Raw genomic sequence first — 17,123 nt, 5'->3', positions numbered from 1 at the left:
TCACAGTCAGCAATTTTCAGTTTAATACTGATTATATATTAAAGCCATCCTTTTAGGATGGCTTTTTTGCATTTAAGGCTTTTAGTAAATGGCGGCTTAATTTATTATTTTTGATTAAGGATCTTAAATAGAACAAATGAAAAAAATACTTCTTTTTACTGCTTGCATTGCTTCCTTATCTGCCTGCAAGCAGGGCGCCAAATCTGATTCAGGCTCAGAAAACAAAGCTTTTGCCAACATGTGCGAGCAATACTACCAGGACGGGTTAAAACTCACCCCAATTAATGCCACTTATATTGGTGATGAACGTTATGACGACCTCTTGCCAAATGATGGTTCACAAGCTTATCTGAAGGAATATAAAGCATTTAACCAACGTTATCTAGACAGTTTAGGTAAATACGATAGGGAAGGCCTGAATGATAACGACAAACTCTCTTTTGATTATCTTAAAGACCAACTAAACATCAATTTAGAAGGATTAAAATATCATTCAGAATACCTTCCATTTAACCAGATGTTTGCTCTACCCTTAACCATTGGTCAGTTAGGCTCGGGTACAGGAGCACAGCCATTTAAAACGGTTAAAAATTATGAAAACTGGTTAAAACGTGTTACCGCCTTTTCCGTTTGGGCCGATACAGCCATTGCCAATTTTAAAAAAGGTGAGGCCGCAGGTATTGTTTTGCCTAAAGCTTTGGTTGTTAAAATGATTCCGCAAATGCAGAGTATGGTCGTAACCAATCCTGAAAAAAGTTTGTTTTACGGTCCTATCAATTCATTACCTGCTAGTTTTTCTGCAGCAGATAAACAAAGATTAACAGAAGCATACCGAAATGCCATCACTACTGTTATTGTACCAACTTATAAAAAACTGGGCGATTTTCTTCAAAACGAATACCTGCCAAAAGCGAGAACTACGTCTGGCTGGTCTGCCATGCCAGGCGGCCTGGAGTGGTATACTTACTTGGTAAAACAACAAACTACCACCAATAGAACACCCGAAGAGATTTATCAGACAGGCTTAAAAGAAGTTGCCCGGATAAAAGGGCAGATGGATAGCATTAAAAACCTGGTTGGCTTTAAAGGAGATTTAAAAGCCTTTTTCGAATACATGAAAACCGATAAAAAATTCATGCCCTATAAAACTCCAAAAGAAGTTTTAGCTGCTTTCGAAGATATCCACCAGCGGATGAAACCCAATTTGAAAAAAATGTTTGATGTGGAGCCTAAAACCCCTTTCGAAATTCGTCAAACAGAAGCTTTCAGGGCTGCATCTGCCAGTGCAGAATACAACCAGGGTTCGGCCGATGGCAAACGCCCGGGAATCTTTTATGTACCCATTCTGGATGCCAAAAAATTCAATACCACATCAGGAATGGAATCTCTCTTCCTCCATGAGGCTATTCCTGGTCACCATTACCAGATTTCGTTAACACAGGAAAACAAATCGTTACCTAATTTCCGCCGTTTCGGTGGTCACAACGCCTATGTAGAAGGTTGGGCGCTCTATTGTGAGTCATTAGGTAAAGAGCTGGGGTTATATCAGGATCCATATCAGCATATGGGAGCTCTGGGCGATGAAATGCACCGGGCCATTCGCCTGGTGGTTGATGTAGCCATCCACACCAAAAACATGACCCGCGAGCAAGCCATCAAATACATGACCGATAACGAAGCCATAAGCACTGAAGGTGCAACAGCCGAGATAGAACGTTATATGGGGATACCTGCCCAAGCATTGGGTTACAAAACAGGGGCGATGAAAATAAGGGAGCTCAGAAGCAAATACGAAAAGGAACTAGGACCAAAATTCAAATTATCGGCCTTTCACACCGCCGTTTTAAAAGACGGATCGTTCCCATTATCTGTTTTTGAAGCGAAGATGGATGCTTGGGCAGCAAGCCAGAAATAGTTAAACGTTCCCGCTGACAATAAAGAATTTTGTTTTTGGCGGGAACGTTACCTCATTATTTGGCCCGCAGATAACACAGAGGTCGCAGATAAATATTTTATCATTTTTCTACCCTCAACTTTACCTAATATCACAGACCATTTACTTTCCTCCAGATGGAGTGTGAAATATTTGAAGAATTAAAATTGACCAGCAACTTGCATCGTCCTCGTTTGTAACGGGGATGAACGAGAATAGCGATTGTATCGCTAATAAAAGACTCTCAGCATTACAAATACAGTTAAAGTAATCCTTCTTACGGGACTATAAAACAAAATTTAAACCCTTTCGCTCTTGTATTGTTAATTACATAAAACTCCCCAGCCATGGACAAAGAAAAACTAATACAGGAAGCTTATTTAGTGGCACACAAAATCGAAGAAAACGGAAACTTTCCAAATAACCCGGTTTTACCTCTAATGGTTTACAAAGGTGCGCTCAGACTCCATCCCGATGATGGCGCAGAAGTAATTAAAAAGGTTTTTGCGCAAAATGGTTATACCAACTCATGGGTGGATGGTATTTTTGATTATCACCATTACCATAGCAATACGCATGAAGTAATGGGTGTATTTTGCGGTAAAGCCGATGTTCAGTTTGGTGGCGACCATGGTGTTTGCGTCGAGTTGGACAAAGGGGATGTAATTATCATTCCGGCAGGTGTAGCACATAAAAAATTAAACTCCAGTGATGATTTCACGGTGGTTGGTGCCTATCCAAACGGTGCCGAATACAATATAAAATATGGCAAGGCAGAAGAACGTCCGGAAGCAGATGAAGACATTGCAAAAGTAAAAAATCCAGATAGCGACCCCGTTTACGGTAGCAAAGGGCATTTATTTGAATGCTGGTACAATCAAAATTGCGAAAATGTGTAAAACTCTTTCGTTACAACCGTCTAAAATTCTTTAATTTTCGGGTTTTAAACACACTATCCCTGATATAAATGAATTTTAGATATATCTGTTCAGCATTAGCCCTCTCCGCAACATTACTTACAGCCTGCTCGGGTAAAAAATCTGAAGAGAAAAAGGCTGCAGAAAAAAAAATACGTACTAAAGAAGACGATAAAGCAGATAGCCTCCTGCTTGTGTACAACCCGCAAAAAGGTGATAAATGGATTGCCGATTTTGTAGACAACCTGCATAGAAAGTTTGGTTTTAATGGTAACATGCTGGTGGCTAAAGACGGTAAAATTCTTTACGAAAAAGCCATTGGCTGGGCCGATTATCTGCACCGCGACAGCCTAACCATTAATTCAGAGTTTGAACTGGCTTCCATTACCAAAACATTTACCGGTACCGCGATTATGCAACTTGTAGAGGCAGGAAAACTTTCCTTAAACGATAATGTTAAGAAATTCTATCCTAATTTCCCTTATGATGGCATTACGGTAAAGCTCTTGCTTTCGCACCGCAGCGGCATGATGAACTATGTATATTTCATTGATGATATCTGGCGCAAAGAGAAACGCAACATGAAAAAGGGCGTAACCAACCAGGAAGTAATGAATGTAATTGCTGAAAGAAAACCTAACCCATACACCAAGCCTGATAATCGCTTCCACTATAACAACTCTAATTTCATGGTACTGGGTGCCATTATTGAAAAAGTTACCGGACAGCGTTATTCACAATACATGATGGAACATGTTTTTAAACCTGCAGGTTTAAAGCATACCCATGTATACAGCACTACCGAATACGAAAAAATACCGGTTGATGTAGTTGGCCACGACCGCACCTGGCGTTACTCCGTTGCACAGAATTTCTTAGATGGGCCGGTTGGTGATAAAGGTATTTACAGCACCGTTCACGATTTGGTACTCTTTGATAAATACCTTAAAAATGGACGGTTGTTAACCCAAAAGAGCCTCGATTCTGCATATGTGGGGCGTAATAAACCTGTAAACGGACATTTTAACTATGGTTATGGCTGGAGAATGTTTGATGGCGAAAACATGGATAAAGTAGTTTACCATACTGGGTGGTGGCACGGTTTTCGACATATCTATGTGAGAGATTTAAGTAAAAATATCGTAGTTATATTTTTGGGCAACTTAACAAACGGCAGTTTAATGCATTTAGATGATCTTTATAAGCATTTGAACATGCCAATTATACGTAAAGGTGCATACCACGGCAACGGCAGTTTACCGGGTTCAGATGAAGATTAAATGATGGCAAAAACAAGATAGATTGGTAAAAGAATACCCATTTGAAGACCTGATCCGTTTTCAGTGGTCTGTAAAAAACCAGCAATCTGATTTATCGGGGTACCGAAGTTGAGGCAGAAATTTTATTGCCTGCCAAAAACAAAACAACTACTTTAATACTTAAAAACTTTACAGGCACTAAAAGAATTCAATGCTTTCCTTGATGAAATCAATATAATTTTAGGCCGTATTTTTTATCAAAAAACAAAAAGATTATGTTCGACAAGTTATTTGCGGCTCAACAAAAAGCCGAAGAAATTAAAAAACGCCTCGATACCATATCGGTATATGGCGAAGTTGAAAATGGAGCAATAAAAATTACTGCAACGGCAAATAAGGCCATTACCGGAGTTGCCATTGATGAAGAATTTTTAAAAAGGGCTGATAAAGAAGAATTGGAAGAGCTGTTATTAACCGCAATTAACAAAGCGATGGCAAGTGCCGAGCAAGTTAGTGCCGCCGAAATGCAGGCCTCTGCACAGGATATGCTGGGTGGCTTAGGTGGTATGTTCGGCCAATAAAAACCATTAGAAGACTTAACTGTTTGTACTACAACAATCAATTACCCGATATACACAAATCTTGCTACCTGTTATTCAAATCCTGATACTATTATTATGAAATACACCTATTATGGCCAGTCTTGTTTCCTGATTGAAGCTGCCGGCAAAAAATTATTATTCGACCCGTTTATATCATACAATCCATTGGCTAAAAATGTAGATATTAAGGCGATAGAAGCTGATTATATTTTAGTTAGCCACGGGCATGGCGACCATGTAGCCGATCTGGTGGCTTTGGCTAAACAAACCCAGGCAACTGTTATTGCAATGCCGGAAATTACCGACTGGGTTTCGAAACAAGGTGTAGAAAAAGTACACGGAATGAATTTCGGCAAATTTACTTTCGATTGGGGAACAGTACGCATGGTACCCGCAACACATTCGTCGGGTTTACCCGATGGAAGTTATGGTGGTAATCCTGCCGGCTTTGTGCTAGAAGTTGATGGCAAGCAGATTTACTTTGCAGGCGATACCGGTTTAACCATTGAGATGAAAGTTTTAGCCGATATATACAACCTGGATTATGCCATTTTACCTATCGGCGGAAATTACACCATGGACGTGGATGATGCTTTGATTGCAACAAAATATTTCGATTGCGACAAGGTAATCGGCGTGCACTACAATACTTTCCCAGTAATTGAAATTGATACACAGGCTGCGTTAGATAAGTTTAAACGCGAAAAGAAAACCTTGTTATTGCCAGAAATCGGTGAGACAATAAGTTTATAGTCTCGACGAACCGTCATTTCAAGCGAAGTGCAACGTAGTCGAGAACCACGAAGTGCTCAGCGAAGCTAAATCTGTCTAGATAGATCTCTCCGTTCCGCTGCACTTCAGTCGAGATGACGATATCTCATCGGATCCGCCTAATGTGTCGTTCAGACAGGTACCATTAAAAACAAAAAAGGGCCTCTAATTTTTCATTAGAGACCCTTTCAAATTATAACCTGAACCTAATTCTTTTTAGCAGCTTCTTTGTTTGCTTTATAACGCATATCAGCTGTACCATCTTTTTTGGTTGGGCCTGCAACTTTAGTTACTGCTTTAGCTTTGTTTTCTTTAAAACGCATATCCGGAGTACCGTCTGCTTTTAATTTAGCAGCTGTAGTAGTGGTTTTAGTTTCTACTTTTTTGGCCTCTTGTTTTACACCTGCTTTTACAGGGGCAGTTGTAGTTTTTACTTCTTTTTTGACAACTGTTTTAGCTTTAGCTGGTGCTGTAGTTGCCGGTGTCTGAGCAAATGCTGTTGTTAAACCAAATGCTGCGATTGCGATTAAACTCAATAACTTTTTCATGTTTTTTCGATTTTTGTTTTACTCGTTTATTTGTTGATATAAAATTGATCAATTGGAATGAAGTTTTAATGAAGATAACCAATATTTTTATTTTATTAAAAATATTACGTTGTGGTAAAGTTAATAACACAACAGTAATGCTTTCTTAATGCGCCGCCAGCCAGTTATCTCCCTCTCCAATTTCCACTACAATAGGTACAGTTAATTTAATGGCATTGGCCATTTTATCCTGGATAATGGCTTTCATCACTTCTTTTTCAGTTCGTATTACATCAAACACCAACTCATCATGCACCTGCATGGTCATGGCTGATTGCAAATTCTGTGCTTTCATCTCTTTGTGAATATTGATCATGGCAATCTTGATCATATCCGCTGCAGAGCCTTGTATAGGTGCGTTAATGGCATTTCGTTCAGCAAATCCCCTTACGGTCTGATTGGCTGAATTAATGTCTCTTAAATAGCGTCTTCTGCCCATTATGGTTTCCACAAAACCATTTTCGCGGGCAAAGTTCATGGTATCGCTCATGTAACGCTTAATGCCTGGGTACTGGATGAAATATTGTTCAATAATTTCGGCGGCTTCTTTACGTGGAATGCCTAAGTTCTGCGACAAACCAAAAGCCGATTGACCGTAAATAATGCCAAAGTTAACCGCTTTTGCATTTCTACGCTGCGTTCCATCTACTTCTTCAATACTTACTCCGTATACTTTAGCTGCTGTAGCCGTGTGGATATCGATCCCTTTGCTAAAAGCATCAAGCATGTTTTCTTCCTTGCTGATTTCGGCAATGATGCGTAATTCAATCTGCGAGTAATCGGCTGATAACAGGACATGGTTTTCATCTCTTGCAATAAACGCTTTACGTACCTCCCTACCGCGTTCGGTCCGGATCGGGATATTCTGTAAATTGGGGTTATTAGAGCTCAACCTACCGGTAGCTGCCACGGCCTGGTTATAAGAGGTATGCACCCTTCCCGTTTTCGGGTTAACCATCAATGGTAAAGCATCAACATAAGTTGATTTAAGTTTCTGTAACTGGCGGAAATCTAAAATATCCTGTACGATATCACTTTTGCTTGCCAATGCTGTTAAAACATCTTCTCCAGTCTGATACTGGCCTGTTTTGGTTTTTTTAGCCTTTGGATCAAGCTGAAGCCTGTCAAAAAGCACCTCACCTAACTGTTTTGGCGAGGCCAGGTTAAATTTAACCCCGGCTTTATCGTACACACTTTGTTCGAATTTGATGATTTCGGTTTCGAGTTCTTTGGAATAAGCCTTTAAGGTTTCAATATCTATGCGTACACCTTCTTTTTCTATATCTGCCAATACGTAAACCAAAGGATTTTCAATTTCTTCGGCTAGTTTGGCGGCATTTAATTCTTTTAATTTCGGTTCAAAAATATGTGCCAGCTGTAAAGTTACATCGGCATCTTCTGCAGCATAATCTACCACTTCTGTAACCGGAACATCACGCATAGTGCCTTGGTTTTTGCCTTTTGCACCGATCAGCTTAGTAATCGAGATGGGTGAATAACCCAGGTAATTTTCTGACAATACATCCATACCATGGCGGGTATCGGGATCAATCAAATAGTGGGCCAGCATGGTATCGAAAAGTTTTCCTTTTACCTCAACCCCATACCATTTTAAAACCAGGATGTCGTATTTGGTGTTCTGACCAATTTTCTCAATCGCCTCATTTTCCAATACCGCTCTAAACTCATCAACAATTAACTGTGCTTCCTCCCTTTCTGCAGGAACTGGGATATAATAACCCGTGCCTGGTTTAATCGAGAAAGATAAACCTACCAGATCGGCCATGTTAGCATCAGTACCTGTGGTTTCGGTATCAAACGAGATCCGTTTTTCGGCCAGCAAAAGCTTGATTAAATCTGCACGTTTTTCAGAAGTATCAACCAATTGATAATCGTGTTCGGTATTTCCGATGGTTTTGGCAGGAAGTTTCTCTGCCGGTTCATCTTCAAGTGTATTAGTATATTGAATGGCCTCACCCGGTTGGTTGCCAAACAGGTCGGTTTGGGTACCTTCCTGAAAACGCGCCGTGGTAACCGAAAATTCATCGCCAAATACCCTGCGACCTAAAGTTCTGAATTCTAATTCGGTAAATAAAGGCTCCAATAAGTCTCGGCTGGGGTCGCAAAGTTCCAGGCTGGCTTCATCCAGTTCAACGGGAACATCCAATAAAATAGTAGCCAGTTTTTTAGAGATTAATCCCTGTTCTGCAAAATTTTCTACGTTTTCGCGCTGTTTGCCCTTTAACTCGTGTGAGTTGGCAATAATATTCTCTATGGAGCCATATTGTTTAATCAGCGCTTTTGCCGTTTTCTCTCCAATACCCGGAATACCCGGAATATTATCAACAGCATCGCCCCATAGGCCCAAAATATCGATCACCTGTAATACATTTTCGATCTCCCATTTGGCCAATACTTCTTTTACACCCAATATTTCCATTTCGTTACCCATGCGGGCAGGCTTGTAAATGAAGATATTTTCTGAAACCAGTTGCGCAAAATCCTTGTCCGGCGTCATGCAATATACCTGATAACCCTTGGCTTCGGCTTTTTTTGCCAGTGTACCAATAATATCATCGGCCTCATACCCATCAGAAGTAATTACAGGAATGTTGAAACCGGTAATCAGTTTAATTACATAAGGCATTGCAGCTGCCAAATCTTCGGGCATAGCCTGGCGCTGGGCTTTATAAGCCTCAAAGGTCGTATGCCTTTCGGTTGGTGCTTCAGTATCGAAAACCACCGCAATGTGTGTCGGTTTTTCTTTCTTCAGCACATCAAGCAGGGTATTGGTAAAGCCCATTACTGCTGATGTATTGATGCCTGTTGAGGTAAAACGCGGGTTTTTACTTAATGCAAAATGCGCCCTGTACATTAGCGCCATACCGTCTAGAAGAAAGAGTTTTTTCATATTATGATTTCACTGATTAAATGATTACACCGTTTGATGATGAAATCACCGATAAATTAATCAAAGTTAATAATCTATAGAACTATAACCTTAAAATTTTATGAACTGTATCTTAAAACCTGTTAAATTGCGTTGTTTTTAAACCGAAGAGATATGAAAAAAGCCATAGCCCTATTAATACTGATTTTTGCATCGGCATCCGCAATCTTTGCACAAGATTTTATTGTTAAAAACAATGATGAAGTGATACGCGGAACCATAAAAGGCACTGATTATTTTTCGGTTTTCATCAGTGCCAATGATGAAGCGGATGTGATTTTGCCTGCTAAAGAGGTGAAAAATTTCTTTTGGAACGGAAATAGCTTTGTAAGCAAAGGTTTTGCAAACGGACGTAATTTCGAATACCGTTTCGTAAAAGTAATAGAAATGGGTACCATTAACCTGTATTCATTCGGAGGAGGAACGCTGGTGCCAGAGGTTAAAGAGAAAAAAGTAAAATTTAGGCCATCAATAGGCATTGGTACCGGAACAGGCGGTTTTGGCGGAATGGGTATGGGCGGGGGTATCAGCATTGGAGGCGGACGAAGTTCTGCACCTGAAAGACCAGCGGGAGCACCTGTTGTACGCTACTTTATCGAAAAACCAGGGGCTGGTCCTTTACAGGAAGTCCCGATGAAAGCCATCACAGAAGATACCAAAAAGTTAGCCGTTAAAAATATCCTGTTACAGAAAATGAGCGATCAACCCGATTTGAAAGCTAAAATTGAAATGAGCACAGAGTTTAACAGCCGCGATGTGGTGGAATGGGTAAAAGAATATAACGCAACTAAGAAATAAAGGGCATTAAAGGATTATTTAGACAAAATACCGTTCAAATCATCTGATCACCTTGCGCAGCAGGTTAACAAATGATCGTTAACCATTCCGGTTGCCTGCATGTGTGCATAACAAATGGTGGTGCCAAAAAACTTAAAGCCACGTTTTTTCATATCCTTACTGATTTGGTCAGACAGTTCAGTCCTTGGCGGGACATCAGACATTTTCTTGATCTGATTTTGTATCGACTTGCCGCCCGGAACAAAACTCCACATATATTTGGAAAAACTACCAAACTCCTTTTGGATCCCGATAAACAATCTGGCATTAATAATGGCTCCATTTACCTTCAAGCGGTTGCGGATAATACCTTCATCGTTCATTAGCCTCTCCACATCCTCATCGGTAAAAGCAGCAACTTTTTGTACATCAAAACCGGCAAAGGCTTTACGGTAATTTTCGCGCCTGCGGAGAATGGTAATCCAGCTTAAACCGGCCTGAGCACCTTCCAGTATCAAAAATTCGAACAGGATTTTATCGTCATAAACGGGCTTCCCCCATTCTTCATCATGGTATTTGATATATAGAGGGTCGGAAGTAGCCCAGGAACAGCGTATTTTTGAGTCCTTAGTCTTAAGTCCAGAGTCTTGAGTCATATTATGCAAATTTTGCAGGATGGCTAATCATAAAATTTAATAGTTTACTTATTTCTTCACATTGCGCATCCAGGCGATTGAATTTTTCTTCAGAAATATAATTACATGCAAGGGCCACATCTAACCAAACCTGTGTTTCACCATTCTCCATATCTGCATCTGATAGCTTGCTAATAAAATGGTTCGGATATCTTCTTTTTTTGTACGCTTCTGCAATACTGCTACAAACTGACCTCGAAGATCTACGGATCTGATCAACCAGACTATATTGCTCTGATTTAGGGAAATCTTTTGTTAAATTAAAGATGTCCATCAAAAGAGCGAACCCTTTTTTATAAACGATTAATTCTCTAAACTTTCCCATATTTTAAACTAATATAATAATTGGGGAGGAGAAAAGACTCTGGACTTGAGACTAAAGACTCCGGACTAGGAATTCAACTCATCCCAATACTCAACAGCTCTTCTGTAGTGCGGGATTACGATGCTACCGCCCACAAGATTGGCGATCATGAAGATTTCGTTCATTTCGTCACTGTTTACACCCGCGTCGAAACATTTGCCCAAATGATATTTGATGCAGTCATCACAACGCAAAACCATAGAGGCCACCAGGCCCAGCATTTCTTTTGTTTTAACATCGAGGGCACCATCAGCATAGGAAGTCGTATCTAAAGCAAAAAAACGTTTAATGTTTGTATTTGCCGTTTCCATGATCCTATTGTTCATTTTTTCACGATAGCCATTAAATTCTTCTACAAGCTTTCCCATATTTTAAAATCTTTTTTAACTGTTAATTGTTAAGAATATAAACATTTGATTATGAAAATGATATCTCCAAAATTTCATGCCGTTTTAGACTACCTGCTCGTCATGCTTTTATTGGCTTCACCTGATCTTTTCGGCCTTTCTAAAGGTGCCTCAACACTGGCTTACACATTGGGAATCATTCATTTCGTATTAACGATAAGCACTAATTTTAGCGGGGGTATTTTTAAACTCGTTCCTCTTAAGCTTCACGGCCTTATCGAATTTCTAGTCAGTATTATACTTGTTATTTTAGCTTTTACGCTTTTTAAAGGAAATCTAGTAGACGAAATTTTCTACGCTTGCTCAGGCTTATTGATTTTGATTATTTTTACCCTTACTGATTATAAACGAAGTTTACCCATTATATTGTAATTTCTTCCAACGGGTTCCAGAACACTGTTTTAAAATTGACAACTTTATCATTTTTAACTTCAACTCCTTCCTGTCTTAACAGCTCTTCCATTAATTCAGGTGGTTTAAAATGAAATTTTCCGGTAAGGAGTCCGCTGCTGTTTACTACACGGTGAGCAGGTACCTTGGGGTGAGCAGTGCCGGCATAAAGCATGGCATGGCCAACCATTCGCGATGATTTGGCCGCGCCCAGACTTTTGGCAATCGCCCCATAAGAGGTTACCCTTCCTTTCGGAATTAAGCGGGCAATCTCATAAACCTGTTCATAGAAGTTCGTATCCATTACTCAAAAGAAAACTGAATATAGTTAATATTTTTGTCGTGTAATAGGTATTTCTTCTCGTAATAAGTTTTAATTGACAGCACTTCGTCAACCAGATCAGAAGTATATAAATGATCGGTATTCTTATGCACCGGTAAGCTTAATTCTGCCACTTTTTCGCAGGTATAAGCGTATAACTGGTCGTTATCTGTTTTTAAATTAACCTTCCCTCCGGGTTTTAAAATCATTTTATACCGGTTCAAAAATGCAGGAAAAGTTAACCGTTTTTTCTCACGGCTATCCTGTGGTTGCGGATCGGGAAAAGTAATCCAGATTTCGTCAATTTCTCCTTCATTAAAATAATCAAGGATATTTTCAATCTGAATCCTTAAAAAGGCCACATTGTCTATTCCATCTTCAATAGCAGTTTTAGCACCACGCCAGATGCGGTTGCCCTTGTAATCAACCCCTATAAAATTCTTGTCAGGGAACAACCTGGCCAGATTTACCGAATATTCACCTTTTCCACATGCCAGCTCGAGCACGATTGGATTTTTATTTTTAAAATGTGCTGAAGCCCAATTGCCTTTTAAGGCCTTTCCAGCATCTAATTGATATACGTTTGCAAATGTTTCGATTTCTGCAAAACGCCTAAGTTTATCTTTGCCCAAAAGTTTTTTTCTGCAAAAATACAATTAAATCAATAACCCATGTTTCTTTTGCCCGAAAGATTAATGTCAATCTTGTTTAGGAATCGTATTTTTGTTGCCTATAAAAATTACAGTGGAAAAAGAAGCTAAGATATACGTTGCAGGTCATCGCGGCATGGTGGGTTCGGCCATTTACCGTAAACTGCAAAAAGAAGGTTACGAAAACATTATCACCAAAACTTCAAGTGAACTCGATCTGCGCAGCCAGCAGGCGGTGACCGATTTTTTTGCTGAAGAAAAACCGGATTATGTTTTTCTTGCGGCAGCAAAAGTTGGTGGCATTGTGGCAAACAATACGTACAGGGCCGATTTTCTTTATGAGAATTTAGCGATCCAGAATAATGTTATCCATAATGCTTATGTAAATAAGGTTAAGAAACTGATGTTTCTGGGCTCAAGCTGCATTTACCCCAAAATGGCACCACAACCCTTAAAAGAAGATTACCTTTTAACCGGAACTTTAGAACATACCAACGAGCCTTATGCCATTGCAAAAATTGCAGGTATTAAGATGTGCGATGCCTACCGCGATCAGTACGGTTGTAACTTTATCTCGGTAATGCCAACTAATTTGTATGGCTTTAATGATAACTACCACCCTCAAAACTCACATGTTTTACCTGCTTTGATCCGTAAGGTGCATGAGGCAAAAGTGAACAACGAAAAAGAAGTCGTGGTTTGGGGATCCGGCTCGCCTATGCGCGAATTTTTATTCGCAGATGACCTGGCAGATGCCTGTTATTTCCTGATGCAAAACTATAATGAACCGCACCTGATCAACATCGGTACCGGACACGATTTAACGATTAAAGACCTGGCTTTATTAATTAAAGATGTACTGGGTTTTAAAGGCGAATTGGTATTTGATACCAGCAAACCCGATGGAACACCGCGTAAATTAATGGATGTTAGCAAACTTCACCAATTAGGCTGGAAACATAAAATTGAATTGCCCGAGGGTATTACAATGGCTTATCAGGATTTTGAAAGCAGGTATTGAGAAATGATTGAAAGAGGGAGCGATTGAATATTTAATCAAGAGTTCATTCTCCCATAACAATTTATATAGTTAAAATTTATATATTTGTTTTTAACAATAAATTTTACCTATATGACTTTAGTCCAGCTAGAATACATTGTTGCTGTTGATACTTACAGAAGTTTTGTAACTGCTGCCGACAAGTGTTTTGTAACCCAGCCTACCTTAAGTATGCAGATACAGAAGCTTGAAGAATTAATCAGTGTTAAAATTTTCGACAGAAGTAAACAACCCGTAAGCCCTACCGAAATTGGTGCACAGATTATTGCCCAGGCCAGGATCATTTTACAGGAAAGCGGAAAAATAAAAGAACTGATCAGCAGCCAGCAACAGGATATTTTAGGAGAACTGAGAATAGGCGTAATCCCTACAGTTGCACCATATTTATTACCAGAGGTAATTTCGGCCATGCTGGAGAAATACCCTGAACTGAAACTTTTAATCTGGGAATATACCACTGAAGATATTATCAATCATTTAAAAACTGGGGTATTGGACTGCGGAATTCTGGCTACACCCTTAACCGACCCGAATATTACCGAAACGCCATTATATTACGAGAACTTTGTAAGCTACATCAGTAAAAACAGCAAGCTTTATAAAAAGAAAGCGGTTGATGCTGAAGACCTGAACAATGAAAATATCTGGCTTTTAAACGAAGGGCATTGCATGCGCAATCAGGTATTAAACATTTGTCGTTCTACAAAAAATAATCGTTTACAGGGTTTAGAATATAATACCGGCAGTGTAGAAACTTTGGTGCGAATGGTCGATTTAAACGGGGGGGCAACATTACTACCCGAGCTGGCCATTGCAGAATTAAACACCAAGCAGAACACTAAAATCAGGCACTTTAAATCTCCTGAACCTGTACGCGAAATCAGCCTGGTAACCCATAAAAACTTCATCAAGAAACGGATGCTTAATGCATTAAAAGAGGAGATTCTAGAAATTATCCCAAAAGCCATGAGGCAAAAAAAGAAAAAAGATGTGGTTGGGATTTAGATTGCGTTGCAAAGTTTCAGCACACTAAACGTGGGGATAAACCGTAAGTTTTAATAGCGGTCGTTATTGCGAAAAGGAACGACGCTCTTTATAAGAAGATTATTGAATGGATTATTTCACAGTCCTTGGAACTAATTCGTTATCTCTATCCACATGATCTGCCAGCTTATAGCTTTTTGCAGCAGGATTTTTGTCTTCTAAAAAGATCAGGATGATCAGCGAAATAATAGGGATTAAAAAGGAAATTAAAAACCAGAACCAGAATTTACGTCCTGTTCTTTTGGCCAAAAAACCAGCCAGTAACTGGGGCGACAATAAAAGCCCTAGTACAACCGCACCGAGGATAATTTCTGGCATCTGTTTTTATTGAAAGGCAGCTTAAGCCATTATTGATTTTGTTTTTCTACCGGAGGTGCAGACAGCAATCCTTTAATATCACTCTGTACTTCTTCCTCTTCGCCTTTTTTCTTTTTTTTACTTTTCGGGCTTTTTCCGCTTAAACGCTCTTCTATAACTTTATCGTACTCCAGCTGTTGCTCAGGCCTTAAAACATTACGGATATTTTTAGTGGTTTCGTTCTGCAGTTTATAGAATTTATCTACATCCTCTTCACGCGAGTTACCTGCCTGTTGCCTTTTAATTAATTCGGCCTGTTCTTTGGCCTGGTTATATGTAAAGCTGTAGATTACACTTTTTTGCGTTCCATTCAGTTTTAATCGCTTATCCAGATCTTCCACATTCTTCTGTGCAATTTCTGTAGGTGTAGGCATTTTGTTCTGCTGCGCTCTTACTAAGCCATTTACACTAACAACAATTAAAAATAAAATTACAAGCCTTTTCATTTCGGATATTTTAATATGAGCGAAGTTACTTAATTATCTTAAAACAAGAAAGTCCCAACGGTTAATCGGGACTTTCTTAAATTTTATGGAATTTTAGCTTACAGAGCTTTTTTATAAAGTTCAGCAACTGCATCCCAGTTAATTACATTCCAGATTGCAGCTAAGTAATCCGGACGTTTGTTTTGGTATTTTAAGTAATAAGCGTGTTCCCAAACATCAATACCTAAAATTGGTGTTCCTTTTACTTCAGCAATATCCATTAAAGGATTGTCTTGATTTGGAGTAGAAGAAACCTGAAGTTTTTTATCGGCACCAACCGATAGCCAGGCCCAGCCAGAACCAAAACGTGTAGCACCGGCTTCCTGTAATTTGGTTTTAAGATCAGCAAACGAACCAAAAGTTTCGTTAATTGCCTTAGCTAAATCGCCAGTTGGCTCACCACCTTTATTTGGACCTAAAATGTTCCAGAATAAAGAGTGGTTATAGTGACCACCACCATTATTTCTAACAGCAGCAGGGAATTTTGAAATGTGTTTTACAATTTCCTCGATGCTTGAACTTGCCTCTGGTTTACCTTCTAACGCTTTGTTTAAGTTGGTAACGTAAGCCTGATGATGTTTATCGTGGTGGATTTCCATCGTGGTTTTGTCGATATGCGGTTCTAATGCATCTGTTGCGTAATGTAACGCAGGTAATTCAAAAGCCATAATATTTATGTTTTAAGATTTAAAAATGTTTCTTGTAGCAAATATAACATTAGAACATTAAGATTTGTTCATGTTATTATCATCAAATCGTTTTCCGGGTTAATGTTGGAAAATTGAAAGGGTTGAAAAATTGGAAAGTTCAGGGCGGTAAGCCAAACAGTTTTTAATTAAAAATACTATTTAGGCAATAGTGATGGCAAATAGTAAAATAAGTTACCATAGTCCTCGTTTGCAACGAGGATTATTGAGATGCGCATTTTAAATGCACCAAATGGCGATACAATCACCCTTATCATACATCCTCGTTGCAAACAAGGACGATAAGATTACTATTTGGTCAATAGCTGTGTGGGATAGTAAAATAGCCTGCTTGTCTATGAACCATAAACCCTGAGCCATTAACTCATCTTTTCTTAGCAAAAAAACCCTTCATCAAAGCCCCACACTCCTCTGCCATTACGCCACCTTTTAACACCGTTTTAGGATGGAGCAGATTGGCATTTTTGGAGATAAAACCTCTTTTTTCTTCACGGGCACCATAAACAATCCGGCCAATCTGTGTCCAGTAACTCGCACCGGCGCACATTACACAAGGCTCTATGGTTACATATAAGGTACAATCCCTTAAATATTTCGCTCCGATAGTTTGCGCAGCAGAAGTAAAAGCCTGCATTTCGGCATGCGCAGTAACATCGTTAAACCGTTCGGTTAAGTTATAGCCCCGGCCAATAATCCTGTTTTTACTGACCACGATGGCACCTATCGGAATTTCATCATCAGCCAAAGCTTTTTTAGCTTCTTCCAAAGCTAATTTCATATAATGAATATCTTCTTCCTCAGGATCCGTATTTTCGAAATTGTAAAAACTCATCGGGCAAATATAAG

General features: G+C 39.4%; 20 protein-coding genes. 9 read left to right on the top strand and 11 right to left on the bottom strand.

Annotation, left to right across the window (positions count from 1 at the left end):
- The first annotated feature begins 136 nt into the window (after positions 1-136).
- The 5 genes from ACFSR6_RS16515 to ACFSR6_RS16495 all read left to right on the top strand — a co-directional run bounded on the left by ACFSR6_RS16515 (position 137) and on the right by ACFSR6_RS16495 (position 5,464).
- Positions 137-1,915, top strand: a complete 1,779-nt coding sequence (locus ACFSR6_RS16515; protein ID WP_379080801.1) for a DUF885 domain-containing protein — start codon at positions 137-139, stop codon at positions 1,913-1,915.
- A gap of 365 nt (positions 1,916-2,280) precedes the next feature.
- On the top strand, positions 2,281-2,832 hold the full coding sequence (locus ACFSR6_RS16510) for a cupin domain-containing protein (protein ID WP_379080799.1): 552 nt from the start codon (positions 2,281-2,283) through the stop codon (positions 2,830-2,832).
- Positions 2,833-2,900: 68 nt separating this feature from the next.
- A complete protein-coding gene (locus ACFSR6_RS16505) occupies positions 2,901-4,130 on the top strand; it encodes a serine hydrolase domain-containing protein (RefSeq protein WP_379080797.1) in 1,230 nt (409 codons plus the stop codon).
- Positions 4,131-4,384: 254 nt separating this feature from the next.
- Entirely contained in the window at positions 4,385-4,690 is a 306-nt protein-coding gene (locus tag ACFSR6_RS16500; protein WP_379080795.1) for a YbaB/EbfC family nucleoid-associated protein, read from the top strand.
- A gap of 96 nt (positions 4,691-4,786) precedes the next feature.
- Complete coding sequence (locus ACFSR6_RS16495) at positions 4,787-5,464, top strand: metal-dependent hydrolase (protein ID WP_379080793.1); 678 nt, start codon at positions 4,787-4,789, stop codon at positions 5,462-5,464.
- Between the two features lie 224 nt (positions 5,465-5,688).
- Here ACFSR6_RS16495 and ACFSR6_RS16490 read toward each other — a convergent pair whose 3' ends face one another.
- On the bottom strand, positions 5,689-6,030 hold the full coding sequence (locus tag ACFSR6_RS16490; RefSeq protein WP_379080791.1) for a hypothetical protein: 342 nt from the start codon (positions 6,028-6,030) through the stop codon (positions 5,689-5,691).
- A gap of 145 nt (positions 6,031-6,175) precedes the next feature.
- Positions 6,176-8,980: a DNA polymerase I gene (gene polA / locus ACFSR6_RS16485; protein WP_379080789.1), complete on the bottom strand. Its 2,805-nt coding sequence runs from the start codon at positions 8,978-8,980 to the stop codon at positions 6,176-6,178.
- A gap of 153 nt (positions 8,981-9,133) precedes the next feature.
- Between polA and ACFSR6_RS16480 the strand changes: the two genes are divergently transcribed.
- Positions 9,134-9,817 carry a hypothetical protein gene (locus ACFSR6_RS16480; RefSeq protein ID WP_379080787.1) on the top strand — a complete coding sequence of 228 codons (684 nt, stop codon included), beginning with the start codon at positions 9,134-9,136 and terminating at the stop codon, positions 9,815-9,817.
- Positions 9,818-9,864: 47 nt separating this feature from the next.
- On the opposite strand, the gene ACFSR6_RS16475 is transcribed toward ACFSR6_RS16480, so the two are convergent.
- From ACFSR6_RS16475 to ACFSR6_RS16465, 3 genes are all read right to left on the bottom strand, one after another.
- Complete coding sequence (locus ACFSR6_RS16475; RefSeq protein WP_379080785.1) at positions 9,865-10,452, bottom strand: DNA-3-methyladenine glycosylase I; 588 nt, start codon at positions 10,450-10,452, stop codon at positions 9,865-9,867.
- Position 10,453: 1 nt separating this feature from the next.
- Positions 10,454-10,816 carry a four helix bundle protein gene (locus tag ACFSR6_RS16470; RefSeq protein ID WP_379080783.1) on the bottom strand — a complete coding sequence of 121 codons (363 nt, stop codon included), beginning with the start codon at positions 10,814-10,816 and terminating at the stop codon, positions 10,454-10,456.
- Between the two features lie 65 nt (positions 10,817-10,881).
- Entirely contained in the window at positions 10,882-11,223 is a 342-nt protein-coding gene (locus ACFSR6_RS16465) for a carboxymuconolactone decarboxylase family protein (RefSeq protein ID WP_379080781.1), read from the bottom strand.
- Positions 11,224-11,274: 51 nt separating this feature from the next.
- Here ACFSR6_RS16465 and ACFSR6_RS16460 point away from each other — a divergent pair, with 51 nt between their 5' ends.
- Positions 11,275-11,634 (top strand): hypothetical protein, encoded by a 360-nt coding sequence (locus tag ACFSR6_RS16460; protein WP_379080779.1) that lies wholly within the window; start codon positions 11,275-11,277, stop codon positions 11,632-11,634.
- Here the strand turns inward: ACFSR6_RS16460 and ACFSR6_RS16455 are convergent.
- Both ACFSR6_RS16455 and trmB read right to left on the bottom strand, forming a co-directional pair.
- Entirely contained in the window at positions 11,624-11,956 is a 333-nt protein-coding gene (locus ACFSR6_RS16455; protein WP_379080777.1) for an MGMT family protein, read from the bottom strand. The genes ACFSR6_RS16460 and ACFSR6_RS16455 overlap by 11 nt on opposite strands.
- A complete protein-coding gene (trmB, locus tag ACFSR6_RS16450) occupies positions 11,956-12,606 on the bottom strand; it encodes a tRNA (guanosine(46)-N7)-methyltransferase TrmB (RefSeq protein WP_379080775.1) in 651 nt (216 codons plus the stop codon). The genes ACFSR6_RS16455 and trmB overlap by 1 nt, the downstream gene beginning before the upstream one ends.
- Positions 12,607-12,718: 112 nt before the next feature.
- On the opposite strand from trmB, the gene fcl reads away from it, so the two are divergent.
- Together fcl and ACFSR6_RS16440 are read left to right on the top strand one after the other, a co-directional pair.
- Positions 12,719-13,645 (top strand): GDP-L-fucose synthase, encoded by a 927-nt coding sequence (fcl, locus tag ACFSR6_RS16445; RefSeq protein WP_379080773.1) that lies wholly within the window; start codon positions 12,719-12,721, stop codon positions 13,643-13,645.
- A 111-nt stretch (positions 13,646-13,756) separates the two neighbouring features.
- The gene (locus tag ACFSR6_RS16440) at positions 13,757-14,689 is read left to right on the top strand and encodes a hydrogen peroxide-inducible genes activator (RefSeq protein ID WP_379080771.1); all 933 of its coding nucleotides are present in this window, start codon (positions 13,757-13,759) and stop codon (positions 14,687-14,689) included.
- Between the two features lie 111 nt (positions 14,690-14,800).
- Here ACFSR6_RS16440 and ACFSR6_RS16435 read toward each other — a convergent pair whose 3' ends face one another.
- From ACFSR6_RS16435 to ACFSR6_RS16420, 4 genes are all read right to left on the bottom strand, one after another.
- Entirely contained in the window at positions 14,801-15,046 is a 246-nt protein-coding gene (locus tag ACFSR6_RS16435; protein ID WP_379080769.1) for a hypothetical protein, read from the bottom strand.
- A gap of 29 nt (positions 15,047-15,075) precedes the next feature.
- The gene (locus tag ACFSR6_RS16430; RefSeq protein WP_379080767.1) at positions 15,076-15,531 is read right to left on the bottom strand and encodes a hypothetical protein; all 456 of its coding nucleotides are present in this window, start codon (positions 15,529-15,531) and stop codon (positions 15,076-15,078) included.
- 98 nt (positions 15,532-15,629) lie between these two features.
- Entirely contained in the window at positions 15,630-16,238 is a 609-nt protein-coding gene (locus ACFSR6_RS16425; protein ID WP_379080765.1) for a superoxide dismutase, read from the bottom strand.
- Between the two features lie 403 nt (positions 16,239-16,641).
- On the bottom strand, positions 16,642-17,109 hold the full coding sequence (locus ACFSR6_RS16420) for a nucleoside deaminase (protein ID WP_379080763.1): 468 nt from the start codon (positions 17,107-17,109) through the stop codon (positions 16,642-16,644).
- Between the last annotated feature and the right edge of the window lie 14 nt (positions 17,110-17,123).

Origin of the sequence: Pedobacter vanadiisoli, from assembly GCF_042684385.1 — a bacterium.
Lineage (GTDB): Bacteria > Bacteroidota > Bacteroidia > Sphingobacteriales > Sphingobacteriaceae > Pedobacter > Pedobacter vanadiisoli.
The sequence above is the reverse complement of the archived record's forward strand: the minus strand, read 5'-3'. Positions and strand labels throughout refer to the sequence as shown.

What these genes read in the sequence shown, in the direction of transcription:
- ACFSR6_RS16515 (WP_379080801.1), top strand. Translation starts at nt 137, where the DNA reads ATGAAAAAAATACTTCTTTTTACTGCTTGCATTGCTTCCTTATCTGCC.
- ACFSR6_RS16510 (WP_379080799.1), top strand. Translation starts at nt 2,281, where the DNA reads ATGGACAAAGAAAAACTAATACAGGAAGCTTATTTAGTGGCACACAAA.
- ACFSR6_RS16505 (WP_379080797.1), top strand. Translation starts at nt 2,901, where the DNA reads ATGAATTTTAGATATATCTGTTCAGCATTAGCCCTCTCCGCAACATTA.
- ACFSR6_RS16500 (WP_379080795.1), top strand. Translation starts at nt 4,385, where the DNA reads ATGTTCGACAAGTTATTTGCGGCTCAACAAAAAGCCGAAGAAATTAAA.
- ACFSR6_RS16495 (WP_379080793.1), top strand. Translation starts at nt 4,787, where the DNA reads ATGAAATACACCTATTATGGCCAGTCTTGTTTCCTGATTGAAGCTGCC.
- ACFSR6_RS16490 (WP_379080791.1), bottom strand. Translation starts at nt 6,030, where the DNA reads ATGAAAAAGTTATTGAGTTTAATCGCAATCGCAGCATTTGGTTTAACA.
- polA (WP_379080789.1), bottom strand. Translation starts at nt 8,980, where the DNA reads ATGAAAAAACTCTTTCTTCTAGACGGTATGGCGCTAATGTACAGGGCG.
- ACFSR6_RS16480 (WP_379080787.1), top strand. Translation starts at nt 9,134, where the DNA reads ATGAAAAAAGCCATAGCCCTATTAATACTGATTTTTGCATCGGCATCC.
- ACFSR6_RS16475 (WP_379080785.1), bottom strand. Translation starts at nt 10,452, where the DNA reads ATGACTCAAGACTCTGGACTTAAGACTAAGGACTCAAAAATACGCTGT.
- ACFSR6_RS16470 (WP_379080783.1), bottom strand. Translation starts at nt 10,816, where the DNA reads ATGGGAAAGTTTAGAGAATTAATCGTTTATAAAAAAGGGTTCGCTCTT.
- ACFSR6_RS16465 (WP_379080781.1), bottom strand. Translation starts at nt 11,223, where the DNA reads ATGGGAAAGCTTGTAGAAGAATTTAATGGCTATCGTGAAAAAATGAAC.
- ACFSR6_RS16460 (WP_379080779.1), top strand. Translation starts at nt 11,275, where the DNA reads ATGAAAATGATATCTCCAAAATTTCATGCCGTTTTAGACTACCTGCTC.
- ACFSR6_RS16455 (WP_379080777.1), bottom strand. Translation starts at nt 11,956, where the DNA reads ATGGATACGAACTTCTATGAACAGGTTTATGAGATTGCCCGCTTAATT.
- ACFSR6_RS16440 (WP_379080771.1), top strand. Translation starts at nt 13,757, where the DNA reads ATGACTTTAGTCCAGCTAGAATACATTGTTGCTGTTGATACTTACAGA.
- ACFSR6_RS16435 (WP_379080769.1), bottom strand. Translation starts at nt 15,046, where the DNA reads ATGCCAGAAATTATCCTCGGTGCGGTTGTACTAGGGCTTTTATTGTCG.
- ACFSR6_RS16430 (WP_379080767.1), bottom strand. Translation starts at nt 15,531, where the DNA reads ATGAAAAGGCTTGTAATTTTATTTTTAATTGTTGTTAGTGTAAATGGC.
- ACFSR6_RS16425 (WP_379080765.1), bottom strand. Translation starts at nt 16,238, where the DNA reads ATGGCTTTTGAATTACCTGCGTTACATTACGCAACAGATGCATTAGAA.
- ACFSR6_RS16420 (WP_379080763.1), bottom strand. Translation starts at nt 17,109, where the DNA reads ATGAGTTTTTACAATTTCGAAAATACGGATCCTGAGGAAGAAGATATT.